We start from the raw sequence: 24,196 nt of genomic DNA, 5'->3' as shown, positions 1-24,196 counted from the left end.
ATGAGTAAAAAAGCGGCGGCATTGCTGTTTTGCATTCTTGTAGTTTCCTGTCTGGCGGGATGCGGCAGTGATTCCGGGAAAAAGAAAGGGGACGGTACGGAACTTCTGAATGTTTCCTATGATCCTACCCGGGAATTTTATGCAGAATACAATGAGATTTTCAATGAATACTGGAAAGAAAAGGGCGGCAGCGATGTGACCATCACTCAGTCCCATGGGGGCTCCGGCTCCCAGGCCCGCTCCGTCATCGAAGGAAACGAGGCGGATGTGGTGACTCTGGCTCTGGCCCATGATATCACGGCCATTGAGAATTCAGGGATGATTGAGGAAGGGTGGATGGAAGAGCTTGAGGGAAACAGCGCTCCTTATACGTCCACAATTGTGTTCCTGGTGCGCAAAGGCAATGAGAAAAATATCAAAGACTGGGATGATTTGGTGAAAGACGGAGTGGAAGTGATTACCCCCAATCCCAAAACCTCCGGCGGGGCCTGCTGGAATTTCCTGGCTGCCTGGGCCTATGAGCAGCAGAACGGCAAAAATCAGCAGGAAACAGAAGAATTTCTGAAGAAATTATACAAAAATGTTCTGGTATTGGATTCCGGCGCCCGGGGAGCCACCAATACCTTTGTAGAAAACGGGCAGGGCGACGTGCTGATTGCCTGGGAAAATGAAGCGTATCTGTCCCTGGAGACACATCCGGATGAGTTTGAGATTGTAACGCCCAGCGTCAGCATTCTGGCCCAGCCTTCAGTTGCAGTGGTGGATAAGAATGCCAGGGATCACGGTACAGAGGAGCTGGCCAAAGCATATCTGGAGCATCTTTACAGTGACGATGCCCAAAGACTGGCAGGAAAGCATCATTACCGTCCTTCCAATGAGGAAATCCTGAAAGAGTTTTCCGATAAGTTTGATTTGGAGATGAATCTGGTGACAATTGACGAATTCGGCGGATGGGACGAGGCCTACGAGACGTATTTCCAGGACGGAGCAGTGTTTGATCAGATTTATGCGCAGTAATATGGAACAAGGAGAATTTGAGGCGTGGAGCAGCAGATTGTAAAAGTAAAAAATAAAAAAGGAGTCCGGGTAATACCGGGATTCGGCCTTTCCATGGGAGTGACCCTTGCCATGCTTGGCTGTTTTATTCTGATTCCTCTGGCGTCTATTTTTATCAGCGCCAGTAAAATGAGTTTCCAGGAATTCACAGAGGTAGTTACCTCCAGGCAGGTGATGTCCGGTTACCTGGTGAGCTTTTCCTGCGCATTTCTTGCGGCCCTGATTAATGGAGTGTTCGGCCTGATTCTGGCCTGGGTGTTAGTACGGTACGAATTTCCGGGAAAACGGATCATGGATGGAATGATTGAGCTGCCCTTTGCGCTGCCGACAGCGGTTGCAGGTATTTCACTTACCTTTCTCTATTCCGACCAGGGATGGATCGGTGCGGCTTTTGATAAGATAGGCATTTCCATTGCATATACCCGCATTGGCATTACCATTGCCATGGTATTTGTGGGAATCCCTTTTGTGGTGCGGTCTGTGCAGCCGGTGTTGGAGAAACTGGACAGACAGTATGAGGAAGCGGCCATGATGCTGGGGGCAGGACGGACGCGCACTTTTTTCAAGGTGATTCTTCCGGAACTGTTTCCGGCGCTTCTGGCCGGCTTCGGACTTGCTTTTGCCAGAGGGATAGGAGAGTACGGCAGCGTAGTATTTATTGCCGGAAATATTCCTTTTAAGACACAGATTGCGCCCCTTTTAATTATGTCAAAGTTAGAGCAGTATAAATATTCCGACGCCACTGCCATTGCGCTGGTGCTTCTTCTGGTTTCTTTTTTGCTGATGCTTTTCATTAATTCACTGCAGATTTATATGCAGAAGTTCAGCAAAGCATGAAAATATGAGAAGCGCCCGGTTTGGCAAAATCTTTGGCTGACAAAGCGGGATGCAGGTAAGAAGGAGAATATTATGGCTAAGAAAAAGCAGAGAACCTATCAGCAGGACATGGTAGGGGACAGTATCAATTCCATCCAGAAGGTGGTGAAGCCTCAGGAAGAGGGCGGAAGCCGCGCAGTGAAATATCTGCTGATTGGCCTCAGCGTGCTGTTTCTTTTTGTGATGCTGGCGCTGCCTTTGGCAGTGGTGGCGGTTAACGCCTGGAGAGAAGGGTGGGAGGCATACCTGGAAGCGGTACTGGATGAATATACCATCAAGGCGCTTTGGCTCACCATTCTGGCCACGGGAACCGCTGTTTTGGTCAATACCGTGTTCGGAGTGTTTGCAGCCTTTTTGCTGTCAAAATTTTATTTTCGTGGAAGGCAGGCCCTTGCGGCTTTGATTGACATTCCGTTTTCCATCTCTCCGGTGATTGCCGGCCTGGTGTTTATCCTGACATTCGGAACTATGGGATGGATGGGAGATTTTCTGGATCAGTACGATATTAAAATTGTTTTTGCAGTGCCGGGAGTCATCCTGGCAACCATATTTGTGACCTTTCCCTTTGTGTTCCGGGAATTGTTTCCGGTGCTGAACGCCCAGGGAAAAGATGAAGAGGAAGCGGCGGCATTGATGGGAGCAGGCGGGTGGACGATTTTCTGGCGGATTACGTTTCCGCATATCAAGTGGGCCCTTTTGTACGGAGTGATTCTGTGCAGCGCCCGGGCTATGGGGGAATTCGGCGCGGTATCTGTGATTTCCGGCCATTTGCGGGGTAAGACCAATACCCTGCCCCTGCACGTGGAAATTCTGTACAATGAGTTTCAAACAGCGGCGGCTTTTGCGGTATCTTCCGTCTTAGTAGCGCTGGCGGTGCTGATACTGATTGTCAAGAGTCTGGTGGAATGGAAGAAAAAATAAGGAGCATGGGAATATGTATGTGGAAATGAAGGATATTTGTAAGACGTTTGACGGATTTCAGGCATCGGACCATGTAAGCTTCGGAATCGAAAAAGGTCAGATGGCGGCGCTTTTAGGTCCCAGCGGAAGCGGCAAAACCACCATCCTCCGGATGATTGCCGGACTGGACCGGCCGGATTTCGGCGATATCAGAATCAATGGGATTCGGGTCAATGATCTGCCTGGCAATAAACGCGGCATTGGGTTTGTATTTCAAAACTATGCGTTGTTTCGGTATATGACAGTGGCGGACAATATCGGCTTTGGCCTGGAGGTCCAGAAAAAAAGCAAAGCGGAAATCAAAACCCGGGTGGAGGAGCTGCTGGAATTGATTTCCATGGAGGATTTGGGAAAACGCTATCCCCATCAGCTGTCCGGCGGACAAAGACAGCGGGTGGCGTTTGCCAGGGCTTTGGCCCCGGACCCGGGCCTGCTGCTGTTGGACGAGCCTTTTGCGGCCATTGACGCCAAAGTGCGGCGGGAGCTGAGAAACTGGCTGCGGGATATGATAGAACGGGTGGGCATTACCAGTATTTTTGTCACCCACGATCAGGAGGAGGCCATGGAAGTGGCCAATCAGGTGATTATTATCAATCAGGGAAAAATAGAACAGATCGGGACGCCGGACGAGATCTGCTTCCATCCGAAAACGGATTTTGTGGCAGAATTTATTGAAACGGAGAGGTTTTCCGGGAAAGGGAGATGAAGTAGATGAAAACGTTATATTTGCACATCGGAACGCCGAAAACGGCTACAACTGCAATTCAGTTTTTTTGCAGGGATAACCAGGAATTATTGAACCGCCAAGGATATTTTTATCCTGTATTTGAATGGAAATATCCCAATGTGCTGCGGACCAGAAATGCGCATTTTCTGGTGGGAGACACGTATCTTCCGATGGAAGAGCGCAGTCTGGAGGAGGAAGAAAAAGTATTCCAGGAGGCATTTGGGCAGATATACGAAGCGTTTGAACAGTATGACGGTGTAATCCTTTCAGACGAGAGCATGTGGAACCATGGATTTAGAATTAATGGATGGAACAGGCTGAAGAAGGAACTGGAGAAAAATATTTTTACCATAAAAGTGATTGTATATTTGCGGCGGCAGGATGAATTCACCTATTCCTGGTGGAATCAGGTGGTAAAAGAAGGAATGAAAAAAACTTCTTCTTTTACATGGAAAGAAATGCTGGAAAAACTTCCGGTGGTTCAGCTTGACTATTATGGAACGTTAGAGAAGATAGCGGCAGTTGTGGGGAAGGAAAATATTACCGTAAGAAAGTTTGACAGGAGTTCCTTTGTGGGGCAGGCCATTCAGGCGGATTTTGCGGATGCAATCGGCCTGGAGCTTTCTGAAGGGTATCAGATTGAGTCAAAAGTGGAAAATATAAGCCTGACGAAGAGCAGCAATGAGATTAAGCGGCTTCTGAACTGTCTGCCGGGACTGGATAAGAAAAGAAATGATCTGTTCCGGGAATATTTAAGCGGAATTTCCATGAATCCCAGGAATGACAGGCAGTACAGTATGCTTTCCGAGCCGGAACTGCGGGAATTTATGAGCAAATACGAGGAGGGAAACCGGAGGATTGCAGAGGAGTATCTGAAAGGGCAGGATAAATTATTTGACGACAGCTATCAGGTGGAGAAAAAGTGGGAGTCCGGCAATTCTTTGATGGTGGAGGACGCCGTGACGTTTTTCGGAATGGTTACCCTCTCTCTTCTGAAGAAAAATGAAGAATTGGAGCATCAGATTACCACTTTAAGATATAAGCTGAATCATCCGTTCCAGACGGTGGGAAACCGAATTAAGAATTCGAGAAAGAAGGCGCAGTAATATAGAGACAGGTAAATGAAAGGCGGGTGTTTACATATGGGCAAAAATGCGAAAGTTTTGTATCTGCATATCGGAACGCCGAAAACGGCCACAACTGCCATTCAGCGTTTTTGCATGGATAACAGAGAGGCATTTCATTCATATGGGTACGATTATCCGATGTTTGAAGTTGAATACGCTAACACGGGAAAATGGAGAAACGGACATTTTCTGCTTGGGAACATGAATCAGGCATCGTGGGATTTTGCCGCAGATGAAAAGATTTGCAGGGAAAACTTTGAACAGATTCAGGAAAAGTTTGAAGTGTATGATAATATAATTCTTTCCGATGAAGGTGTGTGGAATCATGGATTTAAATGTTCAGGTATGTGCTGGGATCAGATTCAGAAGGAATTGGCAAAGAATCTTTTTACTGTGAAAATAGTTGTGTATTTGCGCCGGCAGGATGAGTTTGTCTATTCCTGGTGGAATCAGATTGTAAAGGCAGGCCTTCGGAAAACATCTGTCATTACCTGGGAAGAAATGATAAAAAGGCTTCCGGTGGTACAGCTTGATTATTACAAAACGTTAGAGAAAATTGCGGGTATTGTGGGAAAAGAAAATATCATCGTCAGAAGATATGACAGAAGCAGGTTTTCAGAAGGGCTGATTCAGAAAGATTTTATCCAGACAATCGGATTAAAGTTTTCAGAGGAATACCAGATTCGGGAAGAGGTGTCAAACGTCAGCCTGACCAAAAACTGCAGTGAGATTAAACGGATACTGAACGGATTGCCGGATTTAGATCAGAAAAGCAACGATTTGTTCAGGATGTGGTTAAGGGAATTTTCTCTTCAGTCCAGAGAAAACAGGAACAGCAGCATGATGTCTGAACAGGAGTTTCAGGAATTTATGGCGGAATATAAAGAGGGAAACCGCAGGATTGCCAGGGAATATCTGGGGGAAGAAAGACTGTTTGAGGAAACTTATCAGGCGGGGGAAAAATGGAACCCCAGAAATCTGGATATGATAGAAGATGTGGTGAAGCTTTTCGGAACTTCAACACTCTGTTTGATGAAGAAGAATGAAGAACTGGAATGCGAGATGTCAGATTTGAAGTACAAGCTGAAGCATCCCTTTCAAACGATGGGGAGCAGGGTGAAAAAATCCTGGGGGGGGGGTACAGCAAACAGCCGTGAATTACGGCAAACGGTACAGTGAAAACGGGCTGCCGCATTAAGAAATGCAGTTACAGGGTATGGTCTCTTGTATGTTTACTTCTTAATGCGGCAGCTCTTTTATAAAGTTATTACTCCGGCGGTTAAAATTCGTCAACATTTAACCGCCGGAGTAATAATTTAAGGACAGGCGGTTTATTTCGGCAGGAAATGTTGACTTTTTCAAATAGATGGGTTATGGTTAATAATGCAAAGTGGTACGTATACAGAGAGGAATATTTGATGAAAGCAACAAAAAAACTGTGGGGTGATTCCTGTTTTGATCGTTATTGTTTTTGGATTTTAATTGCCATTGAACTTTTAATGTCCTTTACTTTTCTGGGGTATCTTCATATACCGCCCATTTCTATTACTATCGCATACCTTCCGATTCTGGTGGCAGGATGCCTGTTCGGTCCTGTACCGTCTTCGATTCTCGGGCTGGTGTTCGGAATCGCCAGTATGTACAAAGCGTCAGGATCTTACGTTATGCCGGCAGATGCAGTATTTTCTCCATTTTTAAGCGGTTCTCCGGTGTCCAGCTTGCTGCTGAGCGTTGGAACCAGGGTAGTGTTTGGATTTCTTGTGGGAATTGTGTTTCAATTTGCAAAAAGCAGGAAACACTACCGGATATGGAGCGGCGTGATTTCCCTGATTGCGCCGAAAATACATTCACTGATTGTATATACGGCACTGGAGCTGCTGTTTCCGGAACTTGGATATCACTTTTATTCTGCATTTCACTATGACTGGGACGATGCGGTTTTTGCAGCGATCTGCGTGGGTGTAGTTACGCTGCTGCTGACCGTTTATCAGGGGCATACGGTGCAGGATATTAAAACCGGTATGGATCAGTCTGTAAATAATCCCTATAACTCTGGGAAAGCGAATTTGTTTTTTGCTGTTTTTGAGTTTTTCATTTTTTGCATGGCAGTTTCTGCGGCAGTTTATTTTTCCCAGAGGGAGTCTTATATGCTGGAGAGGCACGGCATAGCGGTCTCTGCAGGAATTGCAGGAGATTTGCTGCATCTGCAGATACAGTTTTTGGTGGCGTCTCTGTCTTTGAATGTGATATCAGTTATTTTACTGATTTCCATGTATAAATATATGTTATACCGGGAATATAAAGGAGAGATCGATGAACTGACCGGCGCAATGGGCAGAAGGATGTTTCTTTACCATTGTGAGAAAGTCCAGAAGGGGAACTGCCAAGGGCAAAAGCCTCTGGGATGGTTTTTGTTTGTAGACGTGGATTATTTTAAGGAAATTAACGATACCTTCGGACATTCAGCAGGGGATAAGGTTCTGAGAGACATTGCGGGACACCTGCAGAGTATATTCAGGTGCAGCGGGACAGTGGGAAGAATCGGCGGAGATGAATTCGCCGTTATCATTGAGCATTCCATGGAGCAGAAGGAGCTGGAGTGCCGTCTGAAACAGTTTCTTCAGGTAATTGCAGCCATCCTTCCAGATAAAAAAGTAAGCTGCAGTATCGGCGCCTGTCAGTTTGTGTTTCCCCAGAGTGTGGAACGGATATTGTCAGAAACAGACATTATGCTGTATCAGGCAAAAGAAAACGGCCGGGCCTGCTATGTAATAAAAGCATGGGAAGCGGACAGGCCGGATGATGGTTCAGGAGCATAGGAAAATATAAAAATAATTCGGCCAAAGTAAATTCATACAGGAGGATAAATACAGGAGCATGGGAGAGAATAAAACAACAGAAACAGGAAACAGCCGGGATTACGGACAGATTGCAGAGGAAAATTTTCTGAAAGGATACAACTGCACCCAGGCGGTGGTTCTGGCATTTTCTGATTTGCACGGTATGGAGGAAAAAACAGCCGCAAAGCTCAGTTCTTCCTTTGGCGGCGGAATGGGCAGGCTCAGGGAAGTCTGCGGCGCGGTCAGCGGAATGTTTCTGGTGGCGGGGATGCTCTACGGCTATGACGATCCGAAAGATTACCAGGGCAAGAAGGAGCACTATAAGAGAATCCAGCAGCTTGCCCAGGCATTTGAAGAGAAAAACGGTTCCATTGTCTGCCGGGAGCTTCTGGGGCTGGAGCAGAAAAAAGACGCTCCTGCGCCAAAACTGCGGACAGATGAGTACTACAAGAAGCGTCCCTGTCCTAAATTAGTGCGGATGGCAGCGGAATTTATGGCACAGTATATAAAGGAGCATCCATTTTCATATTTTATAAAAATCTAAACTTTTTATAAAATATGAAAATGGATATTGACAAAAAAAAAGGGGAGTGCTAAATTATGTACATAAGCAATTAGCACTCGATATAAATGAGTGCTAATAACTAAAAGAAATGCAGAAAGCAGAAGAGATAGTTGAATAAGGAGGAATTGTAATGAAATTAGTACCATTAGGAGACAGAGTTGTGTTAAAGCAGTGTGAAGCAGAAGAGACTACGAAATCCGGCATCATTCTGGCAGGAAGCGCACAGGAGAAGCCGCAGGAAGCGAAAGTAGTAGCTGTAGGTCCTGGTGGAATGGTAGATGGAAAAGAAGTTACCATGCAGGTGAAGGAAGGGGATAAGGTAATCTATTCCAAATATGCAGGGAACGAAGTAAAGGTTGACGGAGAAGAATACATCATTGTGAAGCAGAATGATATCCTGGCAATTGTAGAGGGATAACAAAAGCGCAGCCAGAGCGCTGAAGCAGGAATTTGATGTAGTTAAAAGATATCAGAATCAGATTGGAAAAGGAGACGAATTATCATGGCAAAGGAATTGAAATATGGCACAGAAGCCAGAGCAGCATTGGAAGCTGGCGTAGATAAATTAGCAAATACCGTAAGAGTGACTTTAGGACCCAAGGGAAGGAACGTGGTACTGGATAAATCCTTCGGCGCTCCCCTGATTACCAACGACGGCGTAACCATTGCGAAAGAAATCGAACTGGAGGACGCATTCGAAAATATGGGCGCTCAGCTTGTAAAAGAAGTAGCTACCAAGACCAATGACGTTGCAGGCGACGGAACCACTACAGCTACCGTTTTGGCTCAGGCAATGATCAAAGAAGGCATGAAGAACCTGGAAGCAGGCGCTAATCCAATCGTTCTGCGCCGGGGCATGAAGAAAGCGACAGAGAAAGCCATTGAATCTATCGCAGCAATGAGCCAGAAAGTAAACGGCAAAGATCAGATTGCCAAAGTAGCTGCAATTTCTGCAGGAGACGAAGAAGTTGGAAATCTGGTGGCAGACGCTATGGAGAAAGTTTCCAATGACGGCGTTATTACCATTGAAGAATCCAAGACCATGCAGACAGAGCTTGATCTGGTAGAAGGTATGCAGTTTGACCGGGGATACATCTCCGCATATATGGCAACCGATATGGATAAGATGGAAGCAGTATTAGACGATCCATATATTCTGATTACCGATAAGAAAATCAGCAATATCCAGGAAATCCTTCCATTGTTAGAGCAGGTAGTGCAGTCCGGCGCAAGACTTCTGATTATTGCAGAAGATATTGAGGGAGAAGCCCTTACCACTTTAATTGTAAACAAACTCCGCGGAACCTTCAATGTAGTTGCAGTAAAGGCTCCGGGTTACGGCGACAGAAGAAAAGCAATGCTTGAGGATATTGCAATCCTGACCGGCGGCCAGGTGATTTCTGAAGAAGTAGGTCTGGAGCTGAAGGAAACCACAATGGATCAGTTAGGACGCGCAAAATCTGTGAAGGTTCAGAAAGAAAACACCATTATCGTAGACGGTGAAGGAGATAAAGAAGCAATTGCAGCGAGAGTTGCGCAGATTCGTACACAGATTGAAGAAACCACTTCTGAATTCGACAAGGAGAAGCTGCAGGAAAGACTTGCAAAACTGGCAGGCGGCGTAGCAGTGATCCGTGTAGGCGCAGCAACCGAGACAGAGATGAAGGAAAGCAAGCTTCGGATGGAAGATGCATTGAATTCCACCAGGGCAGCTGTGGAAGAAGGTATTATTGCAGGCGGCGGTTCTGCATATATCCATGCAGCCAAAGAAGTTGCAGCTTTGGCTGAGAGCATGGACGGAGATGAAAAGACAGGCGCTAAGGTAATCTTGAAGGCGTTAGAATCTCCATTGTTCTACATTGCAGCAAACGCAGGTCTGGAAGGAGCCGTTATCATCAATAAAGTGAAAGAATCCGATCCGGGCGTTGGTTTTGATGCCACCAAGGAAGAATATGTAAATATGGTAGAAGCAGGAATTTTGGACCCGGTAAAAGTAACCAGAAGCGCATTGCAGAATGCAACCTCTGTAGCCTCCACATTACTGACTACAGAATCCGTGGTTGCCAATATCAAAGAAGATATGCCGGCAATGCCGGCAGGCGGCGCAGGCGGAATGGGAATGATGTAATTTTGACAGGCTCTTTGTACGGAGCATGGATGGCAGTTTCCCGGCTGCTAAAGATAGAAAAAGGGACTGAGGAAGATGAAACTTCCCCAGTCTCTTTTGCCATTTGAAAGTTCAGAAGTATTTTCAGGTCTTGGATTGGATTTGTTTATTGACAGTATCGTAAATATACAATAGAATTAATATGTGAGTTTATGAAAAAATAAGAGGAGAATAAAAGGAAGTGAACAGTCAGCAAATCAGAAAATATGAAGCAATGGGGTTCGATAAGGGGCAGATGGAAGAAATCCGTCAGGGGTTGGAGAAGGGACTGGATGTATCCTGGTATACTTCTGTAAAATATGACTGGTTTCAGATGGAAGAAATAAAAAAGGGGTTGGAATGGGGACTGAATGTATCTGTCTATGCCAAACCGGAGATTTCCTATGACCGGATGCGGCAAATCCGTAAAGCATTGAAGGAAGGGGTAGACCTGTCCAGGCATCAGGAGCTTGAGGCCGGATATCTGCGGCAAATCCGCAAAGCAAAGATTGGGCATGTGGATATCTTTTCCTATATAGAGGAAGGCTATGAGCCGGATCAATTAGAAGAAATCCGCCTGGGCCTGGAACATAAGGCGGACATCACCCCTTATTTGATCAAAGAATTTCTGGGAGAATCCCTGCGTGAGATCCGTCTGGGCGTGGAAGAAGGTCTGGACGCTTCGGTTTACGCCAAAATTTATTTTGGATGGCAGCAGATGCGTGAAATCCGCCTGGGTCTGGAACGGCGTGTGGACGTGACGATTTATGCAAGGGAATTGTACCGTTGGCAGCAGATGCGCGAAATTCGCCTGGGTCTGGAAGAAGGACTGGATGTGTCTGCTTATAAAAGCATGATGTATTCTGCAAAAGAAATGAAACGAATGCGTCTGAAGATGAAAGAACAGGCGGAGCGGGAACAGAATGGGGATCTTCAGATCGAACTGCTGGAGGAACAGGCAAGGCAGGCAACGGAATGTATGGTAACGGTCAGCCAGGATAAAATGGAGGCGTATGTCACATTAGAAAAAGGAAGCGGCAAAACAAAAAATGAAATTATGCGGCTTCTGGCAAAAGAAAACGTTGTATTTGGAATACTGCAGAAAGAGATAGAGAAGAATTTAGAAGAGGCGGAGCAGGGAACGAAACGGTTTCTGGCGGCTCAGGGCACCCGACCGGAGCGTGGAAGGGACGGTTATTACGAATTCTTTTTCCGAACGGGAATTCCCCAGATTCCGGCAATCCGCAAAGACGGCTCCATTGATTATCAGAATACCGTGTATTTTGAGCAGGTACAGGCAGGCCAGGTGATTGCCGTGTACCATGAGGCGCAGCCGGGAATCGGCGGACGAACCGTGGACGGAACAGAGCTTCCGGCCCAGGGCGGCCAGGAAAAGCAGATGCTCAAAGGCAGGGGCTTTTTGCTTTCTCAGGATAAAAAGACTTATATCGCCCGGGAATCCGGCAAAATTGAACTGAAAAATAATGAAATTACAATAAAGCCCCTTCTGGTAGTCAATGAAGTGACCATATCCACCGGCAATCTGCGCTTTAACGGAAGTATCTGGGTGCGGGGAAATGTGGGAAGCGGCGTGGTAATACAGGCCAAAGACGAACTGATTGTAGAAGGGAACGTGGAATCTGCCCGTTTGCAGAGCGGAGGCCGGATTGTCATTAAAAACGGTGTGTCCGGCGGCGGTATGGCAGTGATTGAAGCAGCAGGAGAGATCCATGGGAAATTTTTTGAGGGAGCGTCGCTGACGTCCAACGAAGGAATTTATGCCAATTATGTAATGAACTGCAACATGATTGCCGGCAAGGAGATCGTCATTTCCGGAACCAGAGGAGCGATTATCGGCGGAACAGCAGCGGCAGTCAACGGCGTTAAGGCCCATCATATCGGAAACCGGGCAGGTCTTTTGACGAATATTTCCATCGGCGTCAGCAAGGCCATGATTGAGAAGGAGGAAGAGGCTGAAATTAAATTAAAAAAGTTCCAGTCAGAACTGGCCATATTTGAGGAAGCCTACAAGAAACTTCAGAAGCAGTATCCGCCGGAGGTGCGGAACGGAATGGATTTGTACCTGAAAGTAGAACAGGCAACTTATATTAAGCGCAAGCAGATGGAGCAGCAGGTGGAGCGGACCAGGGAACTGGAAGAAAAAAGAAGCAAAGCAAATGAAGCAAAGATGGTGGTGTACGGTATCCTGAATGCAGGAACTGTTGTGCAGATGAATGGGATGCACTGGACTGCGGCCAGTTCCGTGAAGAATGTGACAGTGCGCTTATCCAATAAGGAAATCGGCGTATTTCGGAATTAAGGAGGAAAAAGTATGAACCGCCATAAAATGTTGATTGTGGATGATATGGAAAGCAACCGTCTGATTCTGGCAGAAATTTTCCGCAGTGATTATCAGATTTTGGAGGCGTCCGATTCAAAAACTGCTCTGCAGATATTGGAAGAGAATTATGCTGAGACGGCCGCAGTGCTTCTGGACTGGCATTTGTCAGGAGAGGATGGAAATAAAGTACTGGAAATCATGAAGGAAAAAGGATGGCTGGATCACATTCCTGTCCTGGTGGTGACGGCGGAGCAGTCGGTGGAAACAGAGCGAATCTGTATCGGGCTTGGGGCGTCAGATATGATCCGAAAGCCCTTTGACCGGGAAGTAGTCAGAAAACGGGTGGATAATAACATTTCTCTGTATCAGCATAAAAACCACATGGAAGAAAAGGTGCAGGAGCAGAATCAGCTGTTGCGCAAGCAATATACCGTTTTGAAGCTTCAGGCAGAGAAATTAAAGAAATCCAGCCGTCAGATGATCGACGTAGTCTGCAATATTTTAGAGCATCATTATCCGGAATTTGATGAAAATACCCAGACTGTGCGGGAAATCAGCAGAATTATCGGCAAAAAGGTGCAGGTGCATTATCCGGAGTACAAGCTGAAGGATGAAGATGTGGAAGCCATTGCAGAACTGGCCGCGCTGCGGGACATCGGCAAGCTTTTGATATCCGACCATGTGCTTTTCAAACCGGCCAAGCTTACAAAAGAAGAAAATGAATATATGAAATCCCACACGTCCAAAGGCTGTGAGATCATGAAAATGATGAAAGGAATTCAGACGCCGGAGGATTATAAGAAAAGTATGGAAATCTGCCGATATCATCATGAACGGTATGACGGAAGAGGGTATCCGGAAGGGCTGAAGGGAGATGAAATTCCCATCTCCGCCCAGATTGTGTCTGTGGTAGACGCATATCATGCGTTGATCAGCGAACGGATTTACAAACGCTCCTTTTCCAAGGAGGAAGCATATTATATGATTCTGGGCGGAGACTGCGGAATATTTTCACCCAAAATTATGGAATGCTTCCGTATGTCCAGAAAAGAAATTGAAACAATAGAGGTAGAAGAAAGAGAGGAAACAGTATGAATCAGGAGATAAAAGAAGCGTTAGCTGCAGCAGGAGTGAATATGGAGGAAGCCTTGAACCGTTTGATGAATAATGAAATGCTGCTGAAACGGCTGTTATTAAAGTTCAAGGATGATAAGAATTTAGCAGGACTGGAACAGGCAGTGGCAGAAAAAAGCTATGAGGACGCATTTCACTGCGCCCATACCTTAAAAGGGGTGGCCGGCAATCTCGGTATGGAAAAAATCATGAATGCAGACGTGGTGGTAGTGGAAAAACTGCGCAGCGAGAATTATGAGGGCCTGGAAGCAGACGTGGCAAATCTGAAGGAAGCTTATACCCAGGTGATGGATGTGATTATGCGGATTGAGTAATGGAAAGAAACATGCATGAAACCGCATGTTTTCAGACAATAAAGGAGGACAATTCAGGTGGGAAAAATTGCAGTTGTAACAGACAGTAACAGCGGAATTACCCAGGAACAGGCAAGAGAATACGGCATAAATGTGCTGCCCATGCCGTTTTTCATCAATGGAGAAACGTTTTTTGAGGATATTGATTTAACCCAGGAGCAGTTTTATGAGAAGCTGGAGGGAAATGCGGAAATATCCACTTCCATGCCGGCTGTGGGTTCCGTTACAGATTTATGGGATAAGCTGTTGGAGGAATATGACGAAATCGTGCATATCCCCATGTCAAGCGGCCTGAGCAGCTCCTGTGAGACGGCGATGATGCTGTCCCAGGATTATGATGGAAAAGTGCAGGTGGTGAACAATCAGCGCATTTCCGTGACTCAGAAGCAGTCGGTTATGGACGCGGCAGTCCTGGCAGAACAGGGAAAGAGCGCGGCAGAAATCAAGAATTATCTGGAGGAGACGAAATACGATTCCAGTATTTATATTATGGTGGACACGCTGGCTTATCTGAAAAAAGGCGGCAGGATTACGCCTGCCGCCGCAGCATTGGGCACTCTGCTGAAATTGAAGCCGGTGCTTCAGATTCAGGGAGAAAAGCTGGACGCTTTTGCCAAAGCCAGAACTGTGAAACAGGCCAAAAACATTATGATAGAGGCCGTTAAGAATGACTTTTCCAAACGTTTTAAAGATGAAACAGGAGAGAACATGCATCTGTATATTGCCTACACCAAAGACCGGGAAACTGCAATGGAATTTAAGGCTCAGGTACAGGAGGCATTTCCTCAGGCTGAGGTGACAACGGTAGATCCCCTGTCTCTGAGCGTGGCATGCCATATCGGGCCCGGCGCCTTGGCCGTTGCATGCGCAAAAAAACTATCTTAAGCGTTTGCAGACAGATTATTTCTGGATGCGGGGCAGGTTCCACCGGTAATGGGCGGCAAGAAGCCGGATGACCACAACTGTCAGGGAGCTGATCAGCATGGCGGCGGTGTCCGGAATCAGCCGGTACAGGAAAATATACAGAAATGCTCCGATTAAAGCGGCACAGGCATATACATGCTTGATGAAAACAAAAGGGGTATTTCCGGCCATCACGTCCCGCATCATGCCGCCGCCGATTCCGGTGGTGGCGCCTACAAAAACCAGAAGGAATATGTTGTTAATGTGACTGGTTTCCAGGGCCATGGCAGTGCGGATGCCTGTTACAGTGAAAATTCCCAGGCCCACCGCGTCTAAGGAACTCATCAGCCGTTCATAATGCTCCACAAAAGAGCTTTCCAACAGCTCTTTTTTCAGGTAAAACAGGAGAAACAGCAGGCAGGAGGTCAGAATGGCGGTGCCTACATATGCAAAATTCTGAAACATTTTAGGCGGGTGAATGCCCAAAAGGAGATCCCGGACACAGCCGCCGCCTACAGCCGTAGTGATCCCAAGCACATTGACGCCGAAAATATCCATGTTTTTTCGGATGCCCGTTATGGCTCCAGAGGAGGCAAACGCGATAGTGCCGACAATTTCCAGTATAAAAATAAACAGTTCTGTGTAAGTCATAGTTCTATGCCCCGTTTCTAATGCGTATTTTGGCCTATTATACAGAATAAAAATAAAAAATACAATGCAAAAGATAAAATTTCGTGGCCCATTAGAAATAATTATACCAAATATAATTAACATTGATTTTACTTATGAATGGATTTCCGCTATAATAGTGAAGTAAATGCTCATGACATACAGCAAAGCCTCCCTTCTGCCGAAGGGAACATAAAGGAGGAACTTTAAATGGTAAATGCAATTGTTGGTGCAAACTGGGGAGACGAAGGAAAAGGAAAAATCACGGATATGATGGCAAAGGAAGCTGACATTATCGTGCGTTTCCAGGGCGGTGCAAATGCGGGCCATACCATTGTCAATGATTATGGCAAATTCGCGCTGCACACGCTTCCCAGCGGTGTGTTCTACAATCATACGACAAGCATTATCGGAAATGGGGTGGCGCTGAATATTCCGGTGCTCTGCAGGGAAATTCAGTCCATTGTGGACAGAGGCGTGCCTGAGCCGAAAATTCTGGTGTCTGATCGCGCCCAGATGGTAATGTCTTATCATATCTTATTTGACCAGTATGAGGAGGAGCGCCTGGGAGGAAAATCTTTCGGTTCCACAAAATCAGGAATTGCGCCATTTTATTCCGATAAATATGCCAAGATTGGTTTCCAGGTCAGTGAGCTGTTTGAGAAAGAACGGCTGAAAGAAAAAGCGGAAAGAATCTGCGAGACGAAAAATGTACTGTTGGAGCATCTTTATCACAAGCCGCTGCTGAAGCCGGAAGAGCTGCTGAAGGAACTGGAGGAATATCGGCAGATGATCGAGCCTTATGTCTGCGACACATCCGCTTATCTCTGGGAAGCAGTGCAGGCGGGAAAGAATATTCTGTTGGAAGGCCAGTTAGGTTCTTTGAAGGACCCGGATCACGGGATTTACCCCATGGTTACCTCATCCTCCACACTGGCAGCTTACGGAGCCATCGGAGCCGGAATTCCTCCCTATGAGATTAAGAAAATCATTACGGTCTGCAAGGCGTATTCTTCTTCTGTGGGAGCAGGAGCCTTTGTCAGCGAGATTTTCGGAGAAGAAGCAGATGAGCTGAGACGCCGGGGCGGAGACGGCGGAGAATTCGGAGTGACCACAGGCCGTCCCAGACGTATGGGATGGTTTGACACAGTGGCAAGCAAATACGGCTGCCGGATTCAGGGTACCACAGACGTGGCTTTTACGGTGTTGGATGTGCTGGGATATCTGGACGAGATTCCGGTATGTACCGGCTATGAAATCGACGGAAAGGTTACCACGGAATTTCCTGCCACCGTGAAGCTGGAACAGGCAAAACCAGTGCTGGAAACCCTTCCCGGCTGGAAATGCGAAATCCGGGGAATCCGGAACTACGAAGATCTGCCCGAAAACTGCAGGAAATACATTGAATTTGTAGAAGAGAAAATCGGATTCCCGATTACCATGATTTCAAATGGACCGGGCAGAGATGACATTATTTACCGCAATGGAAAATAAAGGAAAGAATATGATAAAGAATATAGTGTTTGATGTGGGAAAGGTTCTGGTGGATTTTGACTGGCGGGGCTATATGGATACCCTGGGTTATTCGCCGGAAGTCTATGAAAAGGTGGCAAACGCAACGGTATTGTCTCAGCTGTGGAATGAATTTGACCGGAGCAGAATGTCAGACGAAGAACTTTTGAAGGGTTTTGTGGATCAGGCGCCGGACTGCGAGGCGGAGATTGTATATTTCTGGAATAATATGGGGAACTGCATTAAGCAGTATGACTATGCCTGTTCCTGGATTCGCAGCTTTCAGGAGTTAGGATACGGCGTATATCTGCTTTCCAATTATTCCAGACGGATGTATTCCCAGACCATTGAGGAGCTTTCTTTTGTGGAGGATGTGGACGGAGCCATTTTTTCTTATGAAGTGGAGGCGGTGAAGCCGGAACGGGAGATTTATGAATCCCTGTTTCAAAAATATGGCCTGGAGCCTACAGAATGTGTTTTTTTAGATGATAACAGGGCCAATATTATTGCAGCCAATGAGCTTGGCATGGCCACAATTCTGTTTCATACCAAATCACAGGCAGAGGAAGAACTGAAAAGCCTGGGCGTGGGCCTGGCGGAGTAAGAATTCACAGAGGCTGCCGGAAAATGCAATCCGCATACAATCGCTTGCTGTGACAGAAAAATTACAGGAGCGGTTGGGGATTTAGCCATTTTCCGGCAGCCCCTCTTTTTGAACAGTCCATATGTCAGGATGCTGTTTCTTCCGCTTCAGAGGAAGCTCTTTTTTTTATTAATTTGTAAACAAAACCATAGGCCCAAATCAGTACCGGAACTACAAAACTGGAAAAAAGGGATGCCATAAATACAGGAAAGAAATCTTTTCCGAGCAAAGCAAAAACCAGTGTGGACAGGTACAGTCCCAGTAACAGGACAATACCGAGGATTGCCAGAATGCGCTGTGTTTTCTTCATTGTATCCTCCATTCTGTGCATTTGTGCACAAACAGGCAGTTCATAAACATGGAACAGCCGCTTTCGCTTTTTGTTTTATGCTATTTATCATATCCTGAAATGGGAGATTTGGCAAGAACCATTTTTCTGGTTGTTGCAGGGCCCGGAATCTAGTATAATGAAAGATAAGGATCAAGGATAAGAATGACAGGATAAAAACGAGAGGATAAAAATTATGAAACAGTTGGTACAGGGGATTAAGGACGGCAGTCCCATCGGCATCGGATATTTTTCCGTGTCTTTTACCTTTGGCCTGGCAGCAGTGTCCGGAGGCCTGCACTGGTGGGAGGCGCTTTTAATGTCCATGATGAATCTGACTTCTGCCGGGCAGTTTGCGGGACTTACCGTGATAACGGCGGCAGGGACTTATATTGAAATAGCAATTTCCCAGTTTGTGATAAATCTCAGGTATGCTTTGATGAGCATTTCCCTGTCCCAGAAAGTGGACAGCCGGTTTCGGGCAGGAAAGAAGATGGTTCTCGGTTTTGCCGTTACCGACGAAATTTTTGCCGTAGCAATGAGCCGCAGAGGAGAAGTGAGCAGCCGGTATTTTCTGGGACTTGCAGCGCTGCCTTATCTGGGATGGACTTCGGGAACACTTGCCGGGGCGGTGCTTGGCAATATTCTGCCGCAAAGCGTAAGCGACGCCCTGGGACTGGCCATTTACGGAATGTTTATTGCGATTGTGGTTCCTGAGATGAAGAAAGACCGGAATATTCTAAAAATGGTAATTCTGGCGGTTTTTATGAGCTGCTGTATTTCTTACATTCCGCTGTTTGGACATATTTCACAGGGATTTGCCATTATTATCTGCGCAGTGGCCGCCTCCGCAGCAGGGGCAGTTTTCTTTCCGATAGAAACAGAGGAGCCAGAACCGGAGCCGGAAGGTAAGAAACGGATAAAACCGGCAGACTCACAGGAAAGAGAAGCCGGAAGGATACAGGAGGGCAAACAATGAAATCGGGAAATTTCTGGATTTATTTACTGGTTATGTTCGGGGTGACTTATCTGATCCGCGTACTGCCGTTTGTGATTTTCCACAGGAAAATTGAAAATAAAACAATACGTTCTTTTCTGGCCTATATTCCCTATACGGTATTGGGAGCCATGACGGTTCCGGCCGTGTTCTATGCAACCGGTTCCCTTGTCACAGCCTGCGCAGGAGTGGCGGCGGCGCTGTTTGCCGCTTATCGGGGAAAAGGGCTGTTTACGGTTGCCGTCTGTGCCAGTTTGACGGCTTTTGCAGTGGGGATGGCGCTGCAGGCAGCGGGCATGTGAAATGATACTTGATTGTTGACAGTTTAATGGCTGCTGCCGTTTATTTGCACTCAGACGGGATTTTTGCCGGATGACGGAAAGAAAATCCTGTTCTCAATAAAAAAGAAAAAGGAGGAACAGACTATGTCAAATATACCAACACCGCATATTGAAGCCAAAGCAGGCGATTTTGCAAAAACTGTACTAATGCCGGGGGATCCTCTGCGGGCAAAATACATTGCCGAGACTTATCTTGAGCAGGTAAGATGCGTAAACCAGGTACGGGGAATGCTCGGATACACAGGATTGTATAAGGGAAAAGAATTGTCCGTAATGGGCTCCGGCATGGGAATGCCCTCAATTGGAATTTATTCTTATGAACTGTTTCATTTTTATGATGTGGACAATATTATCAGAGTGGGTTCTGCCGGCGCCCTGTTGGATGATGTCAATGTGATGGACGTGGTGATCGGAATGGGAGCTTCCATTGTGTCCGATTATCCGGATCAGTTTGACTGTCCGGGCCATTTGGCGCCGCTGGCGGATTATCACCTCTTAAGCGCGGCAGTGGAAAGCGCAAAGGAGTTGGGAACTCCGGTCAGAGTGGGAAACATTCTGTCAGAGGACGCATTTTACACAGACCGGCCCAACAGCAAAGACTGTTTCCGGAAAATGGGTGTGCTGGCAGTGGAAATGGAGAGCGGCGCACTTTATCTTAATGCTGCAAGGGCAGGAAAGAGAGCGCTCTGCATTCTGACGGTTTCCGATCATATCTACAAGCCGGAGCAGCTCACCTCAGAACAAAGGCAGACCGGATTCGGCAAAATGATTGAGATTGCATTGGAAACGGCCCATCGGGTGTAAAGTCAAGGGGGGATGTTTCAGCTAAATGGACGCGTCATTACTTTTTAAGCGTCCTGAATTGGAATTTCAATCTGTACAATGTAATCTTCCATCTGCTCAATGACATTTTCATTGATTCCCATTTCATAAGAATAACCGGACAGTGTCAGACGATGTTTTTTGGCGTAATCAAAAATCTCCTGATACCGTCCGGGAATCTGTTCCCAGTTTCCCTTGTGAAAAGCCCTCAGATAATTTCCGCCCGGCTGAATATGCAGATCCTTTTGCCGGGTCAGAGAGGGAATTTCAATGAACAGTCTGCAGTAATCGTCGTAATTGCCCTTCTGCAGACTGGAAACCGGAATCATTGAACCGTAAGAGGCGTCGTGAAGCCGGCCGAGACGGTATTTTTCGGTTGCGGCCGTGATCAGCTCCACTTCCTGTTCAAAGGAAGTTTCTTTGTCGATATCCACCGTAACAAGACAGCGTTCCTGCTTGTTCACAATGGTGATTTCTGATAAATCCATTGTCAGCAGCGTAACCATGTTCTGGCGGTAATTGCACAAAGTTTTGCGGACGGCCTGCATATGGAGAAGTTTTTGATCCAGTTCGGCGATTTTTTCTTCCAATAGATTTTTCAGGCTTAAGGCAGAACGGTTTTCCATAAACTGCTGTATTTCCCGGATGGACACGTCTAATTCCCGCAGCAGCAGAATGGTTTCCAAAAGAGGGCTTTGACGGTAATTGTAACAGCGGTATCCGTTTTCAGGGTTGATGGCGGCAGGTTTAAAAAGGCCGGTTTCATCGTACCACATTAAAGTTTTTTTATTGATTCCATGCATGGCCGCAAACTGGCCGATGGTGAGAAGCTTTTCTTTTTCATTCATGTTTCGATCTCCTGATTTTGTCCAGTCTTTGAAATCTATATCGGCAGTAACCACAGGAAGCTTCACCTGGAATATTTATTACTCCGTCGGTTAAATAGTGTCAAATGAGAAGTTTTTTTCAATGCGGATTGACATTTCCTTAAAGTTAGTATATACTAACTTTAAATGATAACCATTCTCATAATAGACAGGAGGAGTTCAGCATGGGAACAGTTCTGGTGGGAGCAGTTGTGTTGGCAATTGCCGTATGCGCAGGAATCAGCATATATAAAGATAAAAAAGCAGGAAGGTGCAGCGGATGCAGCGGGTGTAACGGAAGCTGTTTTGCCTGCCGTAAACAGGAAAGGGACGGGTAGAAGCACGTCTCTTTCAATGTTCCTTTATAGGAAATTCCGATTTGAACTTTCCACCGTAGGACAGCCATACATGGCTTCGCCAAAAAAGGGGTCACCGCAATTACTCATTTTATCTACGTTTTCTACGCTTCCGAAGCGAACAGAAATAAACTCCCAAAAAATTCAGGAAATCTTAATAAATTACTCAACCCCATTCCCCAAAGATGTGGTAATATTTATCATGAGGAGGGACCCAGCTTAAAAAAGAACAATTATTCAAAGAGAAGAAAGCTGGGAGGAGTCCTGATGATTCATCAAAAGGAGAAACCTAGCTGAATAAAGAAGAATTATTCAAAGAGAAGAAAGCTGGGAGGAGTCCTGATGCTTATCATGAGGAGGGACCCAGCCCCAAAAAGAACAGTTATTCAAAGAGAGGAAAGCTGGGAGGAGTCCTGATGATTCATCATAAAAATCCTGATGATTCATCATAACCCCCCCAATGATTCATCACAAACCCCACAGGAGGTCAACCATGCACAACAACCATAAAAAGAGAAAACACACCCGTCTTTTATCCGCCACCATCATCCTGATTGGAGTCGCCGGAGCCCTTTTTCTCGGCCGCGACGCAATTCTGCAGAAGGTCAGGACGACAGCCGCCACCGAGATCGGAAAGAAGCTCTTAGAACAGCAAATCGGCGCAACCGTCAATATCAACGGCCAGGAAATAGAAGTTTCTGATGTTATGAATCAAATGGACGAAGAAGATGTAGAAAAAGTATCGCAGATTGCAGAGAAATATATTTCACCGGAAAATATCAGGCAGGCGGCTGGCATGGCAGCCAGCGGAGATGTGGAAGGATTGAAATCACTGGCGGAGGGCCAGCTTACGGAAGAAGATAAAAATGAGCTGATGGGGCTTTATGAAAAATACAAAGACCAGATCCCCAACCAGCTTCCATAATGCTGTGGGAGGTAGATTTTTATGAAAAGAAGAAATAAAATCTATCTGTATCTGACGGCAGTTCTGATTGCTGTTTATCTGGGCCTGGTGACCCTTCTCTATCTGTCTGAATGCTCCAACAGCAGCGCAACGATCCGGACGTTCGGCGATGCATTCTGGTATTCACTGGTTACATTGACAACGGTAGGATATGGAGATTTAACGCCGGTAACGCCGCTGGGACATGCAGTGGGAGTGGTGTTTCTCTTACTGTCCGCCGGCATTATTGTGACATTATTCGGCGCAGTGCTGTCCTTTGTGACCAGTGAAGGGCTGCCGTTTCTCATGCTTGGATTTCAGCGGAAGAAAAACTGGTATTATTTTGCAGATTACGGCGCGGAATCCAATACGCTGGCTGTAAATATCTATAAAGAAGATCCGGACGCCGTGATTATCTACGGGGAAAAAAGAGAGGAGCAGATGGAGTTTCCGGATTATCCCTGTCTGTTTCTCAGCGCTTCTCCGGCCCGGATTGTGGCCTGCAAGAAAAATACCGGCGCAAAATGCAAGATTTTTCTGATGAAAGAAAATGATATCGGCGTGAACAGCCGCGCCATTGATTTACATAAACTGCCGGTGGAGGTCTATGCAAGAACCACAAACGGGCAGGATCACCTTTCCGGAAATATCAATTTTTTTCACAGCTATGACTGCTGCGCCAGGCAGTACTGGCGTTCCAAGCCCATATGCAGCCATGAAAATACAATAGTAATTATAGGATTTGGAAATTATGGGCGGTGTATTCTGGAACGGGCAATACTGACCAATGTTATTTCCGTGAAACAGCATGTGGCTTACCACATTTTCGGAGATTCCAAAGAATTTCTCGCCATGCACAGACATCTGCAGGAAATGTTTTCTCTGGGGGAAACGTCGGATTCCAGAGATTCCCTGATTTTTCATGATGCCTTCTGGGAGGCGCATCAGGAAGTTCTGAAACAGGCAGACCGGATCATTATCTGTACAGACGATGAGCCGGAGGGGTGGAGTATTTTCTGGAGACTGAACAGATATTACAAATTCCGGGGACAGATTGATCTGCACAGCAACCGGAAAGCGCCCGGCGTGTCTTATTTCGGCACCAATGAAGAGATTTACACGCCAAATCAGATTATGCGCACGGAACTGAACCGGGCGGCAATTATGATTAATGAGATTTTCTGCCGATCTGTCGCTTATCCCACACTCAGGTGGGAGGAGCTGGACGATTTTCACCGGGAATCCAAAATAGCGGCTGCGGATCATATTTTAATGAAAATCCGTGTTCTTTTAGAGGATGAAACAATAACGGAACTTACCGCCGCTACAGTGAAAAAAGCGTACCAGAAATATTGCGAGGCCAAAACATCGGAATCCATGCAGGATATGCTCCGCAAACTGGATCATATGCGGTGGCTGCGGTTTTACACCTTTTACAACTGGAGTTACGGGCCTGTGCGGGATGACGGCGCAAGGCAGCATCCCATGCTTTGCCCTTATGCAGAGCTTACCCCGGAGCAAAAAGTGGAGCGGGACGCTTCCTGGGAGCTTCTGGGCCGTATTTTTGCGGAGCTTTAAGTATGTTTCAACAGATAGCCATTAAAAAATCAATGATGCTTACGGCCCGGTTCAGAAGATTACTGCTGTAAGCATAGAAAATGGCAGGGCGCAGGCTGCTTTTAGGCTCAGAA

The 24,196-nt window shown here is 46.4% G+C and carries 24 protein-coding genes and 1 pseudogene; 22 read left to right on the top strand and 3 right to left on the bottom strand.

Features of this window, described 5'->3' with window-relative positions:
* The 14 genes and pseudogenes from ACTO17_RS03535 to ACTO17_RS03470 all read left to right on the top strand — a co-directional run bounded on the left by ACTO17_RS03535 (position 1) and on the right by ACTO17_RS03470 (position 15,010).
* Entirely contained in the window at positions 1-1,017 is a 1,017-nt protein-coding gene (locus tag ACTO17_RS03535) for a sulfate ABC transporter substrate-binding protein (protein WP_482556912.1), read from the top strand.
* A 24-nt stretch (positions 1,018-1,041) separates the two neighbouring features.
* The gene (cysT, locus tag ACTO17_RS03530; RefSeq protein ID WP_482556911.1) at positions 1,042-1,893 is read left to right on the top strand and encodes a sulfate ABC transporter permease subunit CysT; all 852 of its coding nucleotides are present in this window, start codon (positions 1,042-1,044) and stop codon (positions 1,891-1,893) included.
* Between the two features lie 108 nt (positions 1,894-2,001).
* Entirely contained in the window at positions 2,002-2,853 is an 852-nt protein-coding gene (gene cysW / locus ACTO17_RS03525; RefSeq protein WP_172538547.1) for a sulfate ABC transporter permease subunit CysW, read from the top strand.
* A 13-nt stretch (positions 2,854-2,866) separates the two neighbouring features.
* A pseudogene (locus ACTO17_RS03520) lies at positions 2,867-3,565 on the top strand (sulfate/molybdate ABC transporter ATP-binding protein); the annotation flags it as partial.
* A gap of 38 nt (positions 3,566-3,603) precedes the next feature.
* Positions 3,604-4,725: a hypothetical protein gene (locus ACTO17_RS03515; RefSeq protein WP_482556910.1), complete on the top strand. Its 1,122-nt coding sequence runs from the start codon at positions 3,604-3,606 to the stop codon at positions 4,723-4,725.
* 36 nt (positions 4,726-4,761) lie between these two features.
* On the top strand, positions 4,762-5,925 hold the full coding sequence (locus ACTO17_RS03510; RefSeq protein WP_482556909.1) for a hypothetical protein: 1,164 nt from the start codon (positions 4,762-4,764) through the stop codon (positions 5,923-5,925).
* A 239-nt stretch (positions 5,926-6,164) separates the two neighbouring features.
* On the top strand, positions 6,165-7,565 hold the full coding sequence (locus ACTO17_RS03505) for a diguanylate cyclase domain-containing protein (protein ID WP_482556908.1): 1,401 nt from the start codon (positions 6,165-6,167) through the stop codon (positions 7,563-7,565).
* Between the two features lie 58 nt (positions 7,566-7,623).
* The gene (locus ACTO17_RS03500; protein WP_482556907.1) at positions 7,624-8,130 is read left to right on the top strand and encodes a C-GCAxxG-C-C family protein; all 507 of its coding nucleotides are present in this window, start codon (positions 7,624-7,626) and stop codon (positions 8,128-8,130) included.
* 151 nt (positions 8,131-8,281) lie between these two features.
* On the top strand, positions 8,282-8,569 hold the full coding sequence (gene groES, locus ACTO17_RS03495) for a co-chaperone GroES (RefSeq protein ID WP_172538517.1): 288 nt from the start codon (positions 8,282-8,284) through the stop codon (positions 8,567-8,569).
* Positions 8,570-8,653: 84 nt separating this feature from the next.
* Positions 8,654-10,279, top strand: coding sequence for a chaperonin GroEL (groL, locus tag ACTO17_RS03490; protein ID WP_172538518.1), 1,626 nt, complete (start codon positions 8,654-8,656; stop codon positions 10,277-10,279).
* A 220-nt stretch (positions 10,280-10,499) separates the two neighbouring features.
* On the top strand, positions 10,500-12,617 hold the full coding sequence (locus ACTO17_RS03485) for a flagellar assembly protein A (protein ID WP_482556906.1): 2,118 nt from the start codon (positions 10,500-10,502) through the stop codon (positions 12,615-12,617).
* 12 nt (positions 12,618-12,629) lie between these two features.
* The gene (locus tag ACTO17_RS03480; RefSeq protein ID WP_172538520.1) at positions 12,630-13,733 is read left to right on the top strand and encodes an HD domain-containing phosphohydrolase; all 1,104 of its coding nucleotides are present in this window, start codon (positions 12,630-12,632) and stop codon (positions 13,731-13,733) included.
* Positions 13,730-14,086: an Hpt domain-containing protein gene (locus tag ACTO17_RS03475; protein ID WP_172538521.1), complete on the top strand. Its 357-nt coding sequence runs from the start codon at positions 13,730-13,732 to the stop codon at positions 14,084-14,086. The genes ACTO17_RS03480 and ACTO17_RS03475 overlap by 4 nt, the downstream gene beginning before the upstream one ends.
* A gap of 57 nt (positions 14,087-14,143) precedes the next feature.
* The gene (locus ACTO17_RS03470; protein ID WP_172538522.1) at positions 14,144-15,010 is read left to right on the top strand and encodes a DegV family protein; all 867 of its coding nucleotides are present in this window, start codon (positions 14,144-14,146) and stop codon (positions 15,008-15,010) included.
* A gap of 15 nt (positions 15,011-15,025) precedes the next feature.
* Here ACTO17_RS03470 and ACTO17_RS03465 read toward each other — a convergent pair whose 3' ends face one another.
* The gene (locus ACTO17_RS03465) at positions 15,026-15,679 is read right to left on the bottom strand and encodes a trimeric intracellular cation channel family protein (protein ID WP_482556905.1); all 654 of its coding nucleotides are present in this window, start codon (positions 15,677-15,679) and stop codon (positions 15,026-15,028) included.
* 228 nt (positions 15,680-15,907) lie between these two features.
* Between ACTO17_RS03465 and ACTO17_RS03460 the strand changes: the two genes are divergently transcribed.
* A complete protein-coding gene (locus ACTO17_RS03460; RefSeq protein WP_172538524.1) occupies positions 15,908-17,191 on the top strand; it encodes an adenylosuccinate synthase in 1,284 nt (427 codons plus the stop codon).
* 10 nt (positions 17,192-17,201) lie between these two features.
* Positions 17,202-17,813: an HAD family hydrolase gene (locus tag ACTO17_RS03455; protein WP_172538525.1), complete on the top strand. Its 612-nt coding sequence runs from the start codon at positions 17,202-17,204 to the stop codon at positions 17,811-17,813.
* A gap of 124 nt (positions 17,814-17,937) precedes the next feature.
* Here ACTO17_RS03455 and ACTO17_RS03450 read toward each other — a convergent pair whose 3' ends face one another.
* Positions 17,938-18,162 (bottom strand): hypothetical protein, encoded by a 225-nt coding sequence (locus ACTO17_RS03450; RefSeq protein ID WP_172538526.1) that lies wholly within the window; start codon positions 18,160-18,162, stop codon positions 17,938-17,940.
* A 214-nt stretch (positions 18,163-18,376) separates the two neighbouring features.
* Between ACTO17_RS03450 and ACTO17_RS03445 the strand changes: the two genes are divergently transcribed.
* The 3 genes from ACTO17_RS03445 (at position 18,377) to deoD (ending at position 20,322) form a co-directional block, all read left to right on the top strand.
* Positions 18,377-19,159, top strand: coding sequence for an AzlC family ABC transporter permease (locus ACTO17_RS03445; RefSeq protein WP_482556904.1), 783 nt, complete (start codon positions 18,377-18,379; stop codon positions 19,157-19,159).
* Positions 19,156-19,479, top strand: coding sequence for an AzlD domain-containing protein (locus tag ACTO17_RS03440; RefSeq protein ID WP_172538528.1), 324 nt, complete (start codon positions 19,156-19,158; stop codon positions 19,477-19,479). Before ACTO17_RS03445 ends, ACTO17_RS03440 begins: the two co-directional genes overlap by 4 nt.
* A gap of 123 nt (positions 19,480-19,602) precedes the next feature.
* Entirely contained in the window at positions 19,603-20,322 is a 720-nt protein-coding gene (gene deoD, locus ACTO17_RS03435; protein ID WP_482556903.1) for a purine-nucleoside phosphorylase, read from the top strand.
* A gap of 44 nt (positions 20,323-20,366) precedes the next feature.
* Here deoD and ACTO17_RS03430 read toward each other — a convergent pair whose 3' ends face one another.
* Positions 20,367-21,188, bottom strand: coding sequence for a MerR family transcriptional regulator (locus tag ACTO17_RS03430; protein WP_482556902.1), 822 nt, complete (start codon positions 21,186-21,188; stop codon positions 20,367-20,369).
* Between the two features lie 203 nt (positions 21,189-21,391).
* On the opposite strand from ACTO17_RS03430, the gene ACTO17_RS03425 reads away from it, so the two are divergent.
* The 3 genes from ACTO17_RS03425 (at position 21,392) to ACTO17_RS03415 (ending at position 24,083) form a co-directional block, all read left to right on the top strand.
* Entirely contained in the window at positions 21,392-21,544 is a 153-nt protein-coding gene (locus ACTO17_RS03425) for a FeoB-associated Cys-rich membrane protein (protein WP_172538531.1), read from the top strand.
* Positions 21,545-22,055: 511 nt separating this feature from the next.
* Positions 22,056-22,487, top strand: coding sequence for a hypothetical protein (locus ACTO17_RS03420; protein ID WP_172538532.1), 432 nt, complete (start codon positions 22,056-22,058; stop codon positions 22,485-22,487).
* Positions 22,488-22,508: 21 nt separating this feature from the next.
* Positions 22,509-24,083: an ion channel gene (locus ACTO17_RS03415; protein WP_172538533.1), complete on the top strand. Its 1,575-nt coding sequence runs from the start codon at positions 22,509-22,511 to the stop codon at positions 24,081-24,083.
* The last annotated feature ends 113 nt before the right edge of the window (positions 24,084-24,196 follow it).

It is taken from the genome of Petralouisia sp. (assembly GCF_056822245.1).
The sequence above is the reverse complement of the archived record's forward strand: the minus strand, read 5'-3'. Positions and strand labels throughout refer to the sequence as shown.